17 protein-coding genes are annotated in these 14,711 nt (G+C 67.2%); 14 read left to right on the forward strand and 3 right to left on the reverse strand.

Features of this window, described 5'->3' with window-relative positions; all coding sequences use genetic code 11:
• The 14 genes from VNQ78_RS00505 to VNQ78_RS00570 form a co-directional block, all read left to right on the forward strand.
• Positions 1-251 (forward strand): topoisomerase C-terminal repeat-containing protein (locus VNQ78_RS00505; RefSeq protein WP_325685467.1); only part of this gene is annotated, 251 nt, incomplete at its 5' end.
• A 100-nt stretch (positions 252-351) separates the two neighbouring features.
• Positions 352-1,080, forward strand: a complete 729-nt coding sequence (locus tag VNQ78_RS00510) for a CoA transferase subunit A (protein WP_325685469.1) — start codon at positions 352-354, stop codon at positions 1,078-1,080.
• Positions 1,080-1,709 carry a CoA transferase subunit B gene (locus VNQ78_RS00515; protein WP_325685471.1) on the forward strand — a complete coding sequence of 210 codons (630 nt, stop codon included), beginning with the start codon at positions 1,080-1,082 and terminating at the stop codon, positions 1,707-1,709. The genes VNQ78_RS00510 and VNQ78_RS00515 overlap by 1 nt, the downstream gene beginning before the upstream one ends.
• Before the next feature lie 93 nt (positions 1,710-1,802).
• The gene (locus VNQ78_RS00520; RefSeq protein WP_325685473.1) at positions 1,803-2,387 is read left to right on the forward strand and encodes a hypothetical protein; all 585 of its coding nucleotides are present in this window, start codon (positions 1,803-1,805) and stop codon (positions 2,385-2,387) included.
• On the forward strand, positions 2,384-2,791 hold the full coding sequence (gene ybgC / locus VNQ78_RS00525) for a tol-pal system-associated acyl-CoA thioesterase (RefSeq protein ID WP_325685475.1): 408 nt from the start codon (positions 2,384-2,386) through the stop codon (positions 2,789-2,791). Before VNQ78_RS00520 ends, ybgC begins: the two co-directional genes overlap by 4 nt.
• A gap of 99 nt (positions 2,792-2,890) precedes the next feature.
• On the forward strand, positions 2,891-3,586 hold the full coding sequence (tolQ, locus tag VNQ78_RS00530) for a protein TolQ (RefSeq protein WP_325685477.1): 696 nt from the start codon (positions 2,891-2,893) through the stop codon (positions 3,584-3,586).
• On the forward strand, positions 3,586-4,053 hold the full coding sequence (locus tag VNQ78_RS00535) for an ExbD/TolR family protein (protein WP_325685479.1): 468 nt from the start codon (positions 3,586-3,588) through the stop codon (positions 4,051-4,053). The genes tolQ and VNQ78_RS00535 overlap by 1 nt, the downstream gene beginning before the upstream one ends.
• A 4-nt stretch (positions 4,054-4,057) precedes the next feature.
• Positions 4,058-5,629, forward strand: coding sequence for a protein TolA (locus VNQ78_RS00540; RefSeq protein ID WP_325685481.1), 1,572 nt, complete (start codon positions 4,058-4,060; stop codon positions 5,627-5,629).
• Positions 5,630-5,689: 60 nt separating this feature from the next.
• The gene (tolB, locus tag VNQ78_RS00545) at positions 5,690-7,015 is read left to right on the forward strand and encodes a Tol-Pal system beta propeller repeat protein TolB (protein WP_325685483.1); all 1,326 of its coding nucleotides are present in this window, start codon (positions 5,690-5,692) and stop codon (positions 7,013-7,015) included.
• 21 nt (positions 7,016-7,036) lie between these two features.
• On the forward strand, positions 7,037-7,546 hold the full coding sequence (gene pal, locus VNQ78_RS00550; RefSeq protein ID WP_325685484.1) for a peptidoglycan-associated lipoprotein Pal: 510 nt from the start codon (positions 7,037-7,039) through the stop codon (positions 7,544-7,546).
• Complete coding sequence (locus tag VNQ78_RS00555) at positions 7,546-8,532, forward strand: tetratricopeptide repeat protein (RefSeq protein WP_325685486.1); 987 nt, start codon at positions 7,546-7,548, stop codon at positions 8,530-8,532. Before pal ends, VNQ78_RS00555 begins: the two co-directional genes overlap by 1 nt.
• A complete protein-coding gene (tilS, locus tag VNQ78_RS00560; RefSeq protein ID WP_325685488.1) occupies positions 8,522-9,793 on the forward strand; it encodes a tRNA lysidine(34) synthetase TilS in 1,272 nt (423 codons plus the stop codon). Before VNQ78_RS00555 ends, tilS begins: the two co-directional genes overlap by 11 nt.
• A gap of 60 nt (positions 9,794-9,853) precedes the next feature.
• The gene (gene ftsH / locus VNQ78_RS00565; protein ID WP_325685490.1) at positions 9,854-11,749 is read left to right on the forward strand and encodes an ATP-dependent zinc metalloprotease FtsH; all 1,896 of its coding nucleotides are present in this window, start codon (positions 9,854-9,856) and stop codon (positions 11,747-11,749) included.
• Positions 11,750-12,045: 296 nt separating this feature from the next.
• A complete protein-coding gene (locus tag VNQ78_RS00570) occupies positions 12,046-12,360 on the forward strand; it encodes a chorismate mutase (protein WP_325685492.1) in 315 nt (104 codons plus the stop codon).
• On the opposite strand, the gene VNQ78_RS00575 is transcribed toward VNQ78_RS00570, so the two are convergent.
• From VNQ78_RS00575 to htpX, 3 genes are read right to left on the reverse strand one after another with little or no spacing between them, the layout of a single operon-like run.
• Positions 12,357-12,767: a PaaI family thioesterase gene (locus tag VNQ78_RS00575; RefSeq protein ID WP_325685494.1), complete on the reverse strand. Its 411-nt coding sequence runs from the start codon at positions 12,765-12,767 to the stop codon at positions 12,357-12,359. The genes VNQ78_RS00570 and VNQ78_RS00575 overlap by 4 nt on opposite strands.
• A complete protein-coding gene (gene ruvB / locus VNQ78_RS00580; protein WP_325685496.1) occupies positions 12,760-13,785 on the reverse strand; it encodes a Holliday junction branch migration DNA helicase RuvB in 1,026 nt (341 codons plus the stop codon). Before ruvB ends, VNQ78_RS00575 begins: the two co-directional genes overlap by 8 nt.
• On the reverse strand, positions 13,785-14,708 hold the full coding sequence (htpX, locus tag VNQ78_RS00585; RefSeq protein ID WP_325685498.1) for a zinc metalloprotease HtpX: 924 nt from the start codon (positions 14,706-14,708) through the stop codon (positions 13,785-13,787). Before htpX ends, ruvB begins: the two co-directional genes overlap by 1 nt.
• Between the last annotated feature and the right edge of the window lie 3 nt (positions 14,709-14,711).

A 14,711-nucleotide genomic window follows, 5' to 3' on the forward strand; every position in this document is an offset into this window, starting at 1 on the left:
GCTACGGGCCTTACGTCAAATGGGGCAAGGTCAATGCGACCCTGCCGCGCGATCTGGAGCCGGGTTCGGTCACGCTGGAGCGTGCGCTGGAGCTGATTGCCGAGAAGAGCGCGAAGTCCGGTAAGAAGCCCGCCCCGAAGACGGCGGCGAAAGCGGCAGCAAAGCCAGCCGCCAAGAAACCGGCTGCCAAGAAGGCAGGCACCAAGGCCGCGGCGAAGAAGCCCGCAGCGAAGACGAAGGCGGCCGGATAACCGGCCCGCCCGGCCATGGGCGGTGCTTATGCCGCAGTGCAGCATGTTGACAGGAGCCCGCAAGACCGCCAAAAGATTCCCAGCTTTGGCGGAGGGACGAATGAGTAAGATCTATGGCAGCGCGGCGGAGGCGCTCGAGGGTGTCCTGTCGGACGGAATGCTGATCGCGGCGGGCGGCTTCGGTCTTTGCGGCATCCCCGAATTGCTGATCGATGCGATCCACAAGGCGGGCGCGAAGGACCTGACCATCGCCAGCAACAATTGCGGCGTCGACGGGTTCGGGCTGGGCATCCTGCTGGACAGCCGCCAGATCAGGAAGATGATCTCCTCCTATGTCGGCGAGAATGCCGAGTTCATGCGCCAGTATCTCTCGGGCGAGCTTGAGCTTGAGTTCAACCCGCAGGGCACCCTGGCCGAGCGCATGCGGGCGGGCGGCGCGGGCATCCCCGGCTTCTACACCAAGACCGGCGTGGGCACCGTCATTGCCGAGGGCAAGGAACACAAGGATTTCGACGGCGAGACCTATATCCTCGAGCGCGGGATCGTCGCGGACCTCGCCATCGTCAAGGGCTGGAAGGCGGATGAGAGCGGCAACGTGATCTTCCGCAAGACGGCGCGCAACTTCAACGTGCCGGCGGCGAAATGCGGGCGGGTCTGCATCGTCGAGGTCGAGGAGATCGTCCCGACCGGCAGCCTCGACCCGGACGCGATCCACCTGCCGGGCATCTATGTCCACCGCCTGATTCAGGGCGAGCACGAGAAGCGCATCGAGCAGCGCACCACCCGTTCGCGTGTCTCCGACACGACCCGCAAGAAGGAGACCGTCTGATGCCTTGGGACCGGAACCAGATGGCGGCGCGGGCCGCGCAGGAGCTTCAGGACGGCTGGTATGTGAATCTCGGGATCGGGATTCCGACGCTGGTGGCGAACTATATCCCCGAGGGGGTGCATGTGACGCTGCAGTCGGAAAACGGCATGCTGGGGATCGGGCCGTTTCCCTATGAGGGCGAGGAAGACCCCGACCTGATCAATGCCGGCAAGCAGACCGTCACCGAGCTGCCGCAGACCGCCTATTTCGACAGCGCCGAGAGCTTTGCCATGATCCGCGGCGGCAAGATCGCCATGGCGATCCTTGGTGCGATGGAAGTGGCCGAGAACGGCGATCTGGCGAACTGGATGATCCCCGGCAAGTTGGTCAAGGGCATGGGCGGCGCGATGGATCTAGTCGCGGGCGTGAAGCGCGTGGTCGTAGTCATGGACCACACCAACAAGGCCGGCGAGTCGAAGGTGCTGCATGAATGCACGCTGCCGCTGACCGGGAAGGCCGTGGTCAACCGCATCATCACCAACCTGGGCGTTTTGGATGTCGTCGAGGGTGGGTTGAAGATCGTCGAACTGGCGGATGGCGTCAGCGAGGACGAGCTGCGTTCCGCGACCGAGGCCAGGATCGTCGGGTGAGCTGATCGGGGTGGGCGGAGGGGCTTTCAGCCCCTCTTGCGGCTTTGCCGCAATTCACCCCGAGGGTATTTGAAAAACGGTGAGAGGATCCTCGTGCTTGATTCCGATCAGATCGCCGGGCTGTTCACCCGCGACGGGCGCTATCTTTGCGCTCGCTGGGGGCGACCGGTCGCTCCGGTCATCTTCGGGCTGGCCGACGAGACGCTCGACATCTTTCGCGAGGTGATGCGGGCGGCGCTGGCCCATGCCCGCCATCCGCTGGCCGAGACCGATCCCGAGATGGGCGCGAACATGATGACGTTCCTAGTTCGCGACTGGGGCGAATTGGAGGATGTGCCCGACCTCGAGCGGTTGACCGGGCAGGCGGGGCTTGCCGCGCGCCTGAAGGAGCAGGGGGCGGATCAATACCGCATCTTTCGCTTCGATGCCGATGGCGGGATCCGGGCCTGCCTGAGCTTCGTCAATATGGGCGGTGCGCTTCGCGACGCGCATCCGGCGCAATTGGCCGAGATGCTGGCCATGCGCTCGCTGCTGACCTTCGCGCGGGATGTGACGCCTTCGGCCGAGATCGCCGCGCTGATCCGGGCTGCCTATGACCCGGTCATGCCGGTCGCGGCGACCGATCCCTCGCACGCATTGCGCCTTGCGGCGCGGCTGGCGAGCGGAGGGGATCGGTGATGCATCGCTTTCCCGTCCGGGTCTATTACGAGGATACCGACCTTGCCGGTATCGTCTATTACGCGAATTACCTGAAATTCATCGAGCGCGGCCGCAGCGAATGGCTGCGTGAGCTGGGCGTCGACCAGTCTCGCCTGAAGGAGGAGGGCCTGGTCTTTGCCGTGCGCCGGATCGAGGCCGATTATCTTTCCCCCGCGCGTTTCGACGACCAATTGGAGGTCGTCTCGAGTGTGAATGATCTTGGCGCCGCCCGGATCTCGATGTGCCAGAAGGTGATGCGGGGGGGCGCGGTGCTGTTCTCGGCTGTGGTGACGCTCGTCTGCATCAACGGAGCCGGGCGGCCGGTGCGCATTCCCCGGGACGTCGCGTCGCGCTTTCCGAAGGACGCAACCTGCGACAACTGACGCAGAATTGACGCCCATGGGGTTTGTCTGTCGCGGGCATTCTGCTAATCGACGCCCGAAGCCGCGGCGCAGCGGTCAAAAAAGCACAGGCCTGTCTACATGGAACAAATCGTCGGAGCCGGCCAGCCGGTCGACTTTTCTCTGATCGCTCTGTTTGCGCGTGCGTCGCTGACCGTTCAGATCGTGATGGTGATCCTGATCCTGGCATCCTTCTGGGCCTGGGCGATCATCATCCGCAAATTCATCACCTATGCCGCTGCCAAGCGCGAGGCCGATCGCTTCGACCGGGCCTTCTGGTCGGGCCAGCCGCTCGATGACCTGTTCGACCGGGTGGGCGACAAGCCTTCGGGCGCGTCCGAGCGGATCTTTGCCGCGGGCATGACCGAGTGGCGGCGCAGCCATCGCGACGATGGCGGGCTGATCCCCGGCGCCACGGCGCGTATCGACCGGGCGATGAATGTCGCGATCAACCGCGAGAATGACCGCCTGACGCGCGGCCTGCCTTTCCTTGCCACCGTCGGGTCGACCGCGCCTTTCATCGGGCTTTTCGGCACCGTCTGGGGCATCAAGACCGCGTTCGAGGAGATCGCGATCTCGCAGAACACCTCGCTTGCCGTGGTGGCGCCGGGCATCGCCGAGGCGCTGGTCGCGACCGCGCTTGGCCTGCTTGCGGCGATTCCGGCGGTTGTCCTTTATAACAAGCTCAGCGCCGATTCCGACCGGCTGGTCGGCAGCTATGATTCCTTCGCGGATGAGTTTTCGACCATCCTGTCGCGCCAGCTGGACGACGCGTGATGGGTGCCGGGGTGGTTCGCAAGGCGCGCGGGCGCGGCGGGCGCGCCAAGGCGCAGCCCATGGCCGAGATCAACGTGACGCCCTTTGTCGACGTCATGCTGGTCTTGCTGATCATCTTCATGGTCGCGGCGCCGCTTTTGACCGTGGGCGTGCCGCTTGAGCTGCCGAAGACTGCCGCGCAATCGGTCCCCGCCGAGCCGGAGGAGCCGCTGAGCGTCTCGGTGACGCCCGAGGGGCCGATCATGGTGATGAGCACCGAGGTTCCCGAGGACGAACTGATCACCCGCCTGCGCGCCGTTGCCGAGGAGCGGCAGAGCGACAAGATCTATCTGCGGGCCGATGGCCAGATCCCCTATGCGCGCATCATGGAGGTGATGGGGGCGCTGAATGCCGCGGGTTTCAACAATATCGTGCTGGTGACGGACACGGGCGGCCCCCGCATGGACGGCCAGAGCGTCGAAGGCTAGGGCGATGGATCGCGCCGACCGCATTGGCTACTGGGTTTCGGGTGTCGCGCATGCCGGACTGCTTGGCTTTGCGGTCGTGGGTGGCGCGCTGTTTCGTCCCCAGCCGCTTGAGGCGATCCGCATGGCCGAGGTCTCGACCATGTCCGAGGCCGAGTTTCAGGCGCTGGCCTCGGCTGCGGAAGGACGCGCCCCGGTGACGGGGATTGCCGAGACGACGCCCGCCCAGCCGCGCCCGCCTGCCGAGGAGGTCGTGGCCGGCGCGCCCGAGGCGCAGAGCCCGCCCGATCCGCAGGCGAATGCAGCCGAATTGAGCAGACCCGCCGGACGGCCCGAGGCGCAGCCCGATCTCTCGGATTTCGAGGACCAGTCGCGTCCGGTTGCGGTGGCGACCCTTGCCCCGCAGCCGAACCAGCCGCCGCCTGCCGATGATGCGGCCGTGGTTCCGACCAGCACCTCGCGGCCCAACCCCTCGCGTGAGGCGGCGACCCCGGCCGCGCCGGCGCCGGTTCCGCAGCAATCCGAGGCCGCCGCGATCAACGCACCGCGTCCGCGCGGCCGCCCCGATGGGCTGGCCGAGGCCGTGCAAGCCCGCCGCGAGGCGGAGGCCGCCGCACGCCAGCGCGAATTGACCCTGGCCCGCGAGGCCGAGGAAGCCGCCGCGGCTGAAGCCGCCGCGCAGCGCCGTGCCGATGAGGCCACGAAACGTCAGGCCGAGCAGCGCGCCCGTGAGGAACGCCGCGAGACCGAGCGCCGCGAGGAAGCTGAATCAGCCCGCAAGGCGCAGGAGGCGCAGGAGCGCGCCCGCCGGCAGGCAGCGGCAGAATCCGCCAAGGCCGAAGCCGCCGCTGCCGAGGCGGCCGAGGAACGTGCCCGCGAGGAACGCGCGGCAGAACGGCGCGAGGCCGAGAAGAAGGCCGCAGCCGAGAAGGCAGCGGCAGAGAAGGCGGCTGCACAAAAAGCCGCCAAGGCCGCCGCCGAGAAGGCCGAGGCCGAGAAACGCGCCGCCGAAGCCAAGGCCCGCGAGGAGGCCGAGGAAAAGGCCGCCGCGAAGGCAGCCGAGGAAAAACGCGCCGCCGAGAAGAAGGCAGCTGCCGAGGCCGCGGCTGCCGCCAAGGCCAAGGAAGCCGCCGAGGCCGAGCGCAAGGCCGCCGAGGCGGCTGCGAAAAAGGCGGCTCTGGCCGAGGCGAAGAAGGAACAGCAGGGCTCCGGCGGATCGGGCGGGGGCGGTGCCGCCGCCAGTGGCCCGCCGCTGAGCCAGGGCGAGAAGGATGGCTTCCGCGTCGCGGTCGAGGCCTGCTGGAACCGCGGTTCGCTCTCGACTGAGGCGAGCAGGACCAAGGTTTCGGTCAGCTTCTCGATGTCGCCGGACGGAATGCCGGAATCCGGCTCGCTGAAAATGATAGGCCATAACGGTGCGACCGAAGCCGCAGGCAAGCAGGCCTATGAGGCGGCGCGCCGGGCGATCCTGATGTGCGCCTCGCGCAGTGGCGGCTACAAGCTGCCGGCGGAAAAATACAATCGCTGGAAAGACATCGTCATTGATTTCAATCCCAGCGGAAATGCGACGATCAAGTAGCGCCATGGCATCCCGTGGCGTGACCCACTATCCTGCAACCAGACCTCACGAGGGCGATTCATGTTGCGTAGACTTTTCCTGACCTCCGCCTTGGCGCTTGCCGGGCTGGGCCTTGCCGCGCCGGTCCTGGCGCAGGACGGCCCCCTGCGGATCGAGATTACCGATGGCGTCATCGAACCGATGCCCTTCGCGATCGCGAAATTCCATGACGAGGGCGGCGCGGGCGAATACCTGTCCCAGGTCCAGAACCTGATCGCGGCCGACCTGACCGGCACGGGGCTTTTCCGCGAGATCCCTGCCAGCGCGCATATCGCGCGGCCCGAGGGGTTTGAATCCCCCGTCTCCTACGAGGACTGGAAGGCGATCAACGCGCAGGCGCTGATCACCGGCGCGGTCCGGGTCGAAGGCGGCAAGGTGATCGTCAAGTTCCGCCTGTTCGACGTCTTCGCGGGCCAACCGCTGGGCGACGGGATGCAGTTCGACGCCTCGACCGGGAACTGGCGCCGCGCGGCGCACAAGGCCGCGGATCAGGTCTATGCCCGTCTGACGGGCGAGGGGCCCTATTTCGACAGCCGCGTTGCCTTCGTGCAGGAAAGCGGCCCCAAGGACGCGCGCCGCAAGCGTATCGGGATCATGGATTACGACGGCGCGAACGTGAAGTTCCTGACCGACGATTCCACGCTGGTCCTGAAGCCGCGCTATGCGCCCGACGGGTCGCGGCTGCTTTACACCAGCTATGCCTCGGGTTTCCCGCAGGCGATGCTGATGGACGTGAACTCGCTCAGCGTCCGGGCGCTGGGGGGCGAGCAGGGCACGATGAGCTTCTCTCCGCGCTTCTCGCCGGATGGGCGCTGGATCGTCTATTCGCTGGAAAAGGGCGGCAACACGGACATCTACCAGATGGATGCGGCCTCGGGCGCGCAGCGGGCGCTGACCAATTCGCCCTCGATCGAGACCTCGCCCAGCTTCAGCCCCGATGGCAGCCAGATCGTGTTCGAGAGCGACCGCTCGGGCGTGCCGCAGCTTTACATCATGTCGGCGAATGGCGGCGAGGCGAAGCGGATCAGCTTTGGCGAGGGGCGCTATGGCACCCCCGTCTGGTCGCCGCGCGGCGACATGATCGCGTTTACGCGGCAGGTCGGGCCGAAATTCCACATCGGCGTCATGCGCACCGATGGATCCGAAGAAAAAATGCTGACAGAATCGTTCCTTGACGAGGGGCCGAGTTGGGCACCCAATGGGCGCGTCGTGATGTTCACCCGCGTGACTCCGGGCGGAAATGGCGAACCTCGCCTGCATTCGGTGGATATCACCGGGCGGAACATGCGCCCGGTCAAGTTGAATGGCGCGGCCTCGGATCCCGATTGGGGTCCCTTGCTGCCGTAAACCGCGGGACGGGACAGGATGATGAAGACTTTCGTGAAATTTGCGGTCATCGGGGCCTTGCTGGCAACGGCGGCCTGTTCGCGCCCGGCCCAGCAGGGCGCGCTGGTGAACGATCCCTATGCCAATATGGGCGCCGGCGGGGTCGGTGCCGGCACGCTGCCCGGCACAGCCGAGCATTTCAAGGCGACGGCCGGCGATACGGTCCTGTTCCCGGTCGATCAGTCCACGCTGACGCCCGAAGCCCGCACCATCCTTGCCAATCAGGCAGGGTGGCTGAACCAGAACCAGGGCTTCTCGGCCCTGATCGAGGGTCACGCGGACGAGCAGGGGACGCGGGAATACAACCTCGCCCTCGGCGCGCGTCGCGCGAACTCGGTTCAGGAATACCTCGTCTCGCAGGGGATCGCCTCGGGCCGGCTCAGAACGGTCAGCTACGGCAAGGAGCGTCCGCTCGAGATCTGCTCGACCGAGGAATGCTATACCAAGAACCGCCGCGCCGTTACGGTGGTCAGCCCCGGAGCGGGCATGTGATGGCGGGGCGCGCGCTCAGGGGCATGATCCTGGCCGCAGGCATGGCGCTTTCCGCGCTGCCCGCCGCGGCGCAGGATCGCCAGTCGCTGGCCGACATCAGGAGCGAGCTTTCGCAGCTGTCCTCGGACCTGCAAAGCCTGCGGGCCGAGATGGTCGCCTCCGGCCCGGCCGGTTTCGCGGCTGCGGGCGGCGACAGCGCCATCGACCGGATGAACGCCATGGAGGCGCGGCTTCAGCAATTGACCGGCCAGACCGAGCAATTGCAGAACCGCATTGACCGCATCGTCAGGGACGGCACCACCCGCATCGGCGATATCGAGTTCCGGCTCTGCGAGATGGAGGAGGGCTGCGATCTTGGCAGCCTGACCACGCCGACGCTGGGCGAGCAGGGCGGCGGCTCCTCGCCGCTTCCGCCGTCGAACCAAGGGGGCGCGCTGACCGGCTCCGCCAAACCTGCGCCCTCGACCGGGCCCGCCACGGCTGCGGAGCAGGCCGATTTCGACCGGGCCCGGGAGGTGCTCGGTCAAGGTGACTTTCGTCGTGCTGCGGACCTCTTTGCGGCCGTCGCCGAAACCCATGCTGGCGGTCCACTGACCGCCGAGGCGCTGTTCCTGCGGGGCGCGGCGCTGGATTCCGCGGGCGATCTTCCCGGCGCCGGGATCGCCTGGCTTGAAAGCTTCGCCGCCAATCCCAACAGTCCGCAGGCCGCCGATTCGCTTCTGGGCCTGTCGCGCGCGATGAGCGCGAAGGGCGGCCCGCAGGAAGGCTGCTTCTACCTGCAAGAGATCCTCGCCCGCTTTCCCGACGCGCCGCAGGCCGCCGAGGCCGAGCGGCGGATGGCCGAGGCGCAATGCGCGCTTTCCGATGCGCCGGAAGAGGGGGCCGGCACCGCTCCCGCGATCGACCTCGACGCACTTCCCGAGCCTGAAACCGATCCGTCGCTGATGGATCCCGAAGCGGCCGCGGACATGGCCGATGACATGTGATCCCGACCAACCGAAGGGTTTGGCGGATCAGGTCACGCGCAAGGTCCATGCCGCATTGGACAGATTCGCGGGCGACATGGCGCGGATCGGCATCGCCTTCTCGGGCGGCGGAGATTCCACCGCGCTGATGCATCTTGCGCGTGGCTGGGCGCGTGGGCGCCATCTGATGGTTGCCACGGTCGATCACGGCCTGCGCGCTGAATCGGCGGCCGAGGCGGTCGGGTGTCATCGCGCGGCGGCGGCGCTGGGACTGCCCCACGCCACCCTCCTCTGGCAGCGCGAGACCGAGGCCGGGAACCTGATGGCCGCGGCGCGGGATGCAAGGCTGCGGCTTCTGTCGGGCTGGGCGGTGCGCAACCGGCTGGATGCGGTCCTGCTGGGCCACACGCTCGACGATCAGGCCGAGACGGTGCTGATGCGGCTGGCGCGCGGCTCGGGCGTCGACGGGCTGGCCGGCATGGCCCCCCGGCGCAGCGCCTTTGGCGCGACCTGGCTGCGGCCCATGCTGGATGTCTCACGCGCGGAACTGCGGGACTGGCTCGACGCGCGGGGGATCGGCTGGATTGAGGATCCGTCGAACGACAACAGCGATTATGACCGCGTGCGCATTCGCAAGGCGGTGGCGGAACTGGCGCTTCCGGCGGCGCAGCTTGCGCAATCCGCCGCGAATCTGGCGATGGCGCGGGATGCCCTGCAGGAGACCGCGGCCACCGCCGCAGCGGGGGCAGAGGCGCGGCATGGCAGCCTTTACCTGCCCCTGACCGCGTTCCGCCGCGCGCCGCTGGAGATCCGGCGGCGACTTCTTGTCGCAGGGCTGCGCTTTGTCAGCGGGGCCGATTATCCCCCTCGGCGCGAGGCGGTCTTGCGCGCTTTGACCGCGATCCAGACCGGTGCGAGGGTCACGCTGGACGGCGCCATCGCCGAGGCAGCAAGCGACTGGCTGCGTCTTGCGCGTGAGCCTGCGGCCGCCCTGAAGGCGGATCAGGCGGTGCCTGATGGCGAGGGGAAATGCCTCTGGGACCAGCGCTGGCTGCTTTCCGGCCTCGCGTCGGGACAGCATGTCCGGGCGCTGGGATACGAGGCGCTGCCGGAGCTGAAATGGCGGCTCTCGGGCCTCACGCGTGAGGAGGCGGCGGCCAGCCCGGCGGTCTGGCAGGGCGAGGTTCTGCTGGCCGCGCCGCTTCTGAAACCCGCAGCGGGGATCACGGCGATCCCGCTGCGCGGACTGCCAGAGTTGCAGGCTTTGCTGTATACTCATTGAACCTGACGCCGGAATCCTTATTTTCAGGCCAAAGCCTGTCTACCCGTGGAGGATCTGCCTTTGGGCAACGCGCGCAATATCGCCTTCTGGGTGGTGCTGTTTCTGATGATCTTGGCGCTGTTCAACTTGTTCAGCGACGGCTCGTCGCAGATGAACAGTCGCCAGATCAGTTATTCCGACTTCATCCAGCGCGTCGACAAGGACGAAGTGAACGCTGTCACCATTGACGGCGAAACGATCGGCATCACCGCGAAGGACGGCAAGCAATACTCGACCGTCCGCCCGCAGGGCGAGGAGATCGCCGACCGGCTGATCGACAAGGGCGTCGAGGTCCGGGTCGAGCGTCAGCAGCAATCCGGCTTCATGTCGCTTCTGGGCGTCTGGCTGCCCTTCCTGCTGCTGATCGGCGTCTGGATCTTCTTCATGAACCGGATGCAGGGCGGCGGCAAAGGCGGGGCGATGGGCTTTGGCAAGTCCCGCGCCAAGCTTCTGACCGAAAAGCATGGCCGCGTGACCTTTGACGACGTGGCCGGCATCGACGAGGCCAAGGAAGAGCTGGAGGAGATCGTCGAATTCCTGCGCAACCCGCAGAAATTCAGCCGCCTCGGCGGCAAGATCCCGAAAGGCGCGCTGCTGGTCGGCCCGCCCGGCACCGGTAAGACCCTGCTGGCCCGCGCCATCGCGGGTGAGGCGGGCGTGCCCTTCTTCACCATCTCGGGCTCGGATTTCGTCGAGATGTTCGTCGGCGTCGGCGCAAGCCGCGTCCGCGACATGTTCGAGCAGGCCAAGAAATCCGCGCCCTGCATCGTCTTTATCGACGAGATCGACGCCGTCGGCCGTGCCCGCGGCGTCGGCATCGGCGGCGGCAATGACGAGCGCGAGCAGACCCTGAACCAGCTTCTGGTCGAGATGGACGGCTTCGACGCGAACGAAGGCGTCATCATCATCGCGGCGACGAACCGCAAGGACGTGCTCGACCCGGCGCTGCTGCGCCCCGGCCGCTTCGACCGCCAGATCTATGTCCCGAACCCCGACATCAAGGGCCGCGAGAAGATCCTGAACGTTCATGCCCGCAAGGTGCCGATCGGCCCCGACGTGGACCTGCGCATCATCGCGCGCGGCACGCCCGGCTTCTCGGGCGCGGACCTGATGAACCTCGTGAACGAAGCCGCGCTGATGGCCGCCCGCCTTGGCCGCCGCTTCGTCGCGATGGAGGATTTCGAGAATGCCAAGGACAAGGTCATGCTGGGGGTCGAGCGCCGCAGCATGGTCCTGACCCCCGAGCAGAAGGAAAAGACCGCCTATCACGAGGCCGGTCACGCCATCGTCGGGCTGAGCCTTCCGAAATGCGATCCGGTCTATAAGGCCACGATCATTCCGCGCGGCGGCGCGCTGGGGATGGTGGTCAGCCTGCCCGAGATGGACCGGCTGAACTATCACAAGGACGAGGCCAAGCAGAAGCTTGCGATGACCATGGCCGGCAAGGCGGCCGAGATCATCAAATATGGCGAGGAAGGGGTCTCGAACGGTCCGGCCGGCGACATCCAGCAGGCAAGCCAGCTTGCCCGCGCCATGGTGATGCGCTGGGGCATGTCCGACAAGGTCGGCAATATCGACTATGCCGAAGCGCATGAGGGCTATTCGGGCAATACCGGCGGTTTCTCGGTTTCGGCCGCGACCAAGGAACTGATCGAGCAGGAGGTCCATGACCTGATCGAGCAGGGCTATCAGGACGCCTACCGCATCCTCACCGAAAAGACCGAGGAGTTCGAGCGCCTCGCCAAGGGCCTTCTGGAATACGAAACCCTGACCGGCGAGGATATCGGCAAGATCATCCGGGGCGAGGCTCTGGGCGGCGATGACGATACGCCCGGCTCGACCATCCCCTCGGTGACGTCGATCCCGCGTGCCGGCAGCGCGCCCGCGCCGGCGGCGACCCCGCAGCCGCAGGGTTGAGATGGAAATGAAGAACCCCCGGTCGAGGCCGGGGGTTTTCTTTTTCCTGTGACCGGTCCGGTCTGCGGTCAGAGCAAGAGGAGCGCGACTGCCCCCAGCGCGATGCCAAGGCCGAAACCGATATGGATCACGAAGCTTGCTGTCTTCATCGGCGCCTTCCTTTCCAGCGGGGCGAGCATTTGCCCCGGTTGAAAGCAAAACCCGCGCTTGGCCCCGAAGTTCCATATTCGGCGAAAAGCCGCCTATGCCATGTTGCCATTCGGCAACATCACGCTTGTCCCGAAGGAGGTCGGCCCATGGTTGCTGCCGAACCAAAGCTTGCCCCGAATTCTGAAATGCCGGCGCTCCGCGCCCGGATCGACCGGCTCGACGCGCAGCTTGTCGCGCTTCTGGCCGAACGCTCGCGCATGATCGACGAGGCGGCGCGGATCAAGTCACGCGAAGGCTTGCCCGCGCGCATCGACAGCCGGGTCGAGGAGGTGGCGGCGAACGCCCGCAAGCTTGCCGCCAGCCACGGCCTCGACCCGGAACTGGCCGAGGGGCTCTGGCGCATGATGATGGAACATTTCATCGCGCAGGAGGATCGCGTCCTGAAGGAACCGCGAGCCTAGACCGGGATCATTGTGCCCTGCAGCATGGCGACATGCTTGCGCGCCTCGCCCGTCAGCGCCCAGACATCGGCGGCGACGACCACGATGCGGCGTCCAGGCCGGATGACCCGGCCCTCGGCGATCAGGCGCTCGCCCGTGGCGGGTGACATCAGGTTGATCTTCATCTCAACCGTCATGACCTCTGCCCCCTCGGGCATGAGGCTGAGGGCCGAATAGCCCGCCGCGGAATCGCCGATGCTGAAGGCCAGCCCGGCATGTCCGGCGCCATGCTGCTGCAACGAGGTCGGCAGGATCGGCGCGGTGATCGCGACCTTGCCCGGCTCGATCCCGGCCAGCGTCGCGCCGAGGGTCGCCATCATGCTCTGGCGGGCGAAGCTGTCGCGGATGCGCGCCTCGATCTCAGTCATCGAACAGGCTTTCCTGAACGCGGGGCACGTCCAGCCCAAGATGCCGCCAGCCCAGCCGCGCCAGCATCCGCCCGCGCGGCGTCCGGCTGACAAGGCCCTGCTGCATCAGATAGGGCTCGATCACCTCCTCGATCGCGTCGCGGCTTTCGGAAAGCGCGGCCGAGAGGGTCTCGACCCCCACGGGACCGCCGCCGTAATGCTCGGCCATCAGGGTCAGATAGCGCCGGTCGGCGCTGTCGAGGCCAAGGTGATCGACGCCAAGCCGGGTCAGGGCGAGGTCGGCGATCGCGCGCGTCAGCCGCCCGTCCCCCTCGACCAGCGCGAAGTCGATGACGCGGCGCAGCAGCCGCCCGGCGATGCGGGGGGTACCACGGGCGCGCCGCGCGATCTCGCGCGTGCCCTCGGGCTCGGACGGGATGTCGAGCAGTCGGGCGCCGCGGGTGACGATCAGGTCCAGTTCGTCGATCGTGTAGAATTGCAGCCGGGTCGGGATGCCGAAGCGGTCGCGCAGCGGCGTGGTCAGAAGGCCCAGCCGGGTCGTCGCGCCGACCAGCGTGAAGGGCTGAAGCTCGATCCTGACGGTGCGGGCGGCTGGCCCCTCGCCGATGACGAGGTCCAGCTCGAAATCCTCCATCGCCGGATAGAGGATCTCCTCGACCGCCGGGTTCATGCGGTGGATTTCGTCGATGAAAAGGACGTCCCGCGCCTCGAGATTGGTGAGGATCGCGGCAAGATCGCCTGCCCGCGCCAGCACCGGGCCGGAGGTCATCTTGAAATTCACCCCCAGCTCGCGCGCCATGATCTGCGCAAGCGTGGTCTTGCCGAGGCCCGGCGGGCCGTGGAACAGCGTGTGATCCATCGCCTTGCCGCGCATCCGGGCGCTTTCGATGAAGACGCGCAGGTTCGCGCGCGCCTCGGCCTGGCCGACGAAATCAGAGAGCAGTTGCGGGCGCAGTGCGCGGTCCTCGCCATCGCTCTCCAGCGGTTCGGGACGCAGCATCGGGTCGGACTGGCTCATCACGCGCCCCAGGGGCCGCTGCCGCGCCCGCCGCTGGGCGGCACGCGAGAGGGGCTGACGCCCGCGCCGCCACCCCTGCCGCCGGGCATGGCGCGCAGCCGGGCAATCCGGTCCTCGGTCGCCGGATGGGTGGCAAAGAGGCGGTCCATGCGCAGCGCATGCAGCGGGTTGATGATGAACATCGAGGCCGAGGCCGGGTTGCGCTCGGCCGGGATGTTCACGACCTGACCCGCCGCGCGCGAGATCTTGGCCAGCGCCGAGGCCAGCGCCATCGGCTGGCCGCAGATCTCGGCCCCGGTCCGGTCGGCCTCATATTCGCGGGTGCGCGAGATCGCCATCTGGACGAGGCCCGCGGCGAGGGGCGCGAAGATCATGGCGAGGATCGCGGCCAGCCCACCACCGCGATTGTCGTCGCGCCCGCCGAACATGCTGGAAAACATCAGCATGTTCCCCAGCATCGCAATCGCGCCCGCCATGGTCGCGGTGACGGTCATGGTCAGCGTGTCGCGATGCCGGATATGGGCCAGCTCATGGGCGATAACCCCGGCCAGCTCGTCCCGGTTCAGCACCTGCATGATGCCCTGCGTGACCGCGACGGCGGCATTCTCGGGGTTGCGGCCGGTCGCGAAGGCGTTCGGCTGGTCGGTCTGGAGGATATAGACCTTGGGCATCGGCAGGTTCGCCCGCTGCGCCAGCGCCGCGACCATGTCGACCAGTTCCGGGGCCTGCTGGCGCGTGACCAGCATCGCGCCCTGCTGGCGCAGCACCGCCTTGTCGCTGTTCCACCATGCCCATAGGTTACCCGCCCCGGCGAAGATCAGCGCGATGACGGCCCCGCCCTGACCGCCGATCAGCCAGCCCATGCCCATGACCAGCGCGGTCATGGCGGCCATCAGGACGAAAGTGCGCAGGTTGCCGGTCATGGT

Source organism: Paracoccus sp. (in: a-proteobacteria) (assembly GCF_035556475.1).
Taxonomy (GTDB): Bacteria; Pseudomonadota; Alphaproteobacteria; order Rhodobacterales; family Rhodobacteraceae; genus Paracoccus.

Excerpts from the sequence above, each read along its gene's own strand:
- VNQ78_RS00510 (WP_325685469.1), top strand. The coding sequence starts at position 352 with ATGAGTAAGATCTATGGCAGCGCGGCGGAGGCGCTCGAGGGTGTCCTG.
- VNQ78_RS00515 (WP_325685471.1), top strand. The coding sequence starts at position 1,080 with ATGCCTTGGGACCGGAACCAGATGGCGGCGCGGGCCGCGCAGGAGCTT.
- tolQ (WP_325685477.1), top strand. The coding sequence starts at position 2,891 with ATGGAACAAATCGTCGGAGCCGGCCAGCCGGTCGACTTTTCTCTGATC.
- VNQ78_RS00535 (WP_325685479.1), top strand. The coding sequence starts at position 3,586 with ATGGGTGCCGGGGTGGTTCGCAAGGCGCGCGGGCGCGGCGGGCGCGCC.
- VNQ78_RS00540 (WP_325685481.1), top strand. The coding sequence starts at position 4,058 with ATGGATCGCGCCGACCGCATTGGCTACTGGGTTTCGGGTGTCGCGCAT.
- tolB (WP_325685483.1), top strand. The coding sequence starts at position 5,690 with ATGTTGCGTAGACTTTTCCTGACCTCCGCCTTGGCGCTTGCCGGGCTG.
- pal (WP_325685484.1), top strand. The coding sequence starts at position 7,037 with ATGAAGACTTTCGTGAAATTTGCGGTCATCGGGGCCTTGCTGGCAACG.
- VNQ78_RS00555 (WP_325685486.1), top strand. The coding sequence starts at position 7,546 with ATGGCGGGGCGCGCGCTCAGGGGCATGATCCTGGCCGCAGGCATGGCG.
- tilS (WP_325685488.1), top strand. The coding sequence starts at position 8,522 with ATGACATGTGATCCCGACCAACCGAAGGGTTTGGCGGATCAGGTCACG.
- VNQ78_RS00570 (WP_325685492.1), top strand. The coding sequence starts at position 12,046 with ATGGTTGCTGCCGAACCAAAGCTTGCCCCGAATTCTGAAATGCCGGCG.
- VNQ78_RS00575 (WP_325685494.1), bottom strand. The coding sequence starts at position 12,767 with ATGACTGAGATCGAGGCGCGCATCCGCGACAGCTTCGCCCGCCAGAGC.
- ruvB (WP_325685496.1), bottom strand. The coding sequence starts at position 13,785 with ATGAGCCAGTCCGACCCGATGCTGCGTCCCGAACCGCTGGAGAGCGAT.
- htpX (WP_325685498.1), bottom strand. The coding sequence starts at position 14,708 with ATGACCGGCAACCTGCGCACTTTCGTCCTGATGGCCGCCATGACCGCG.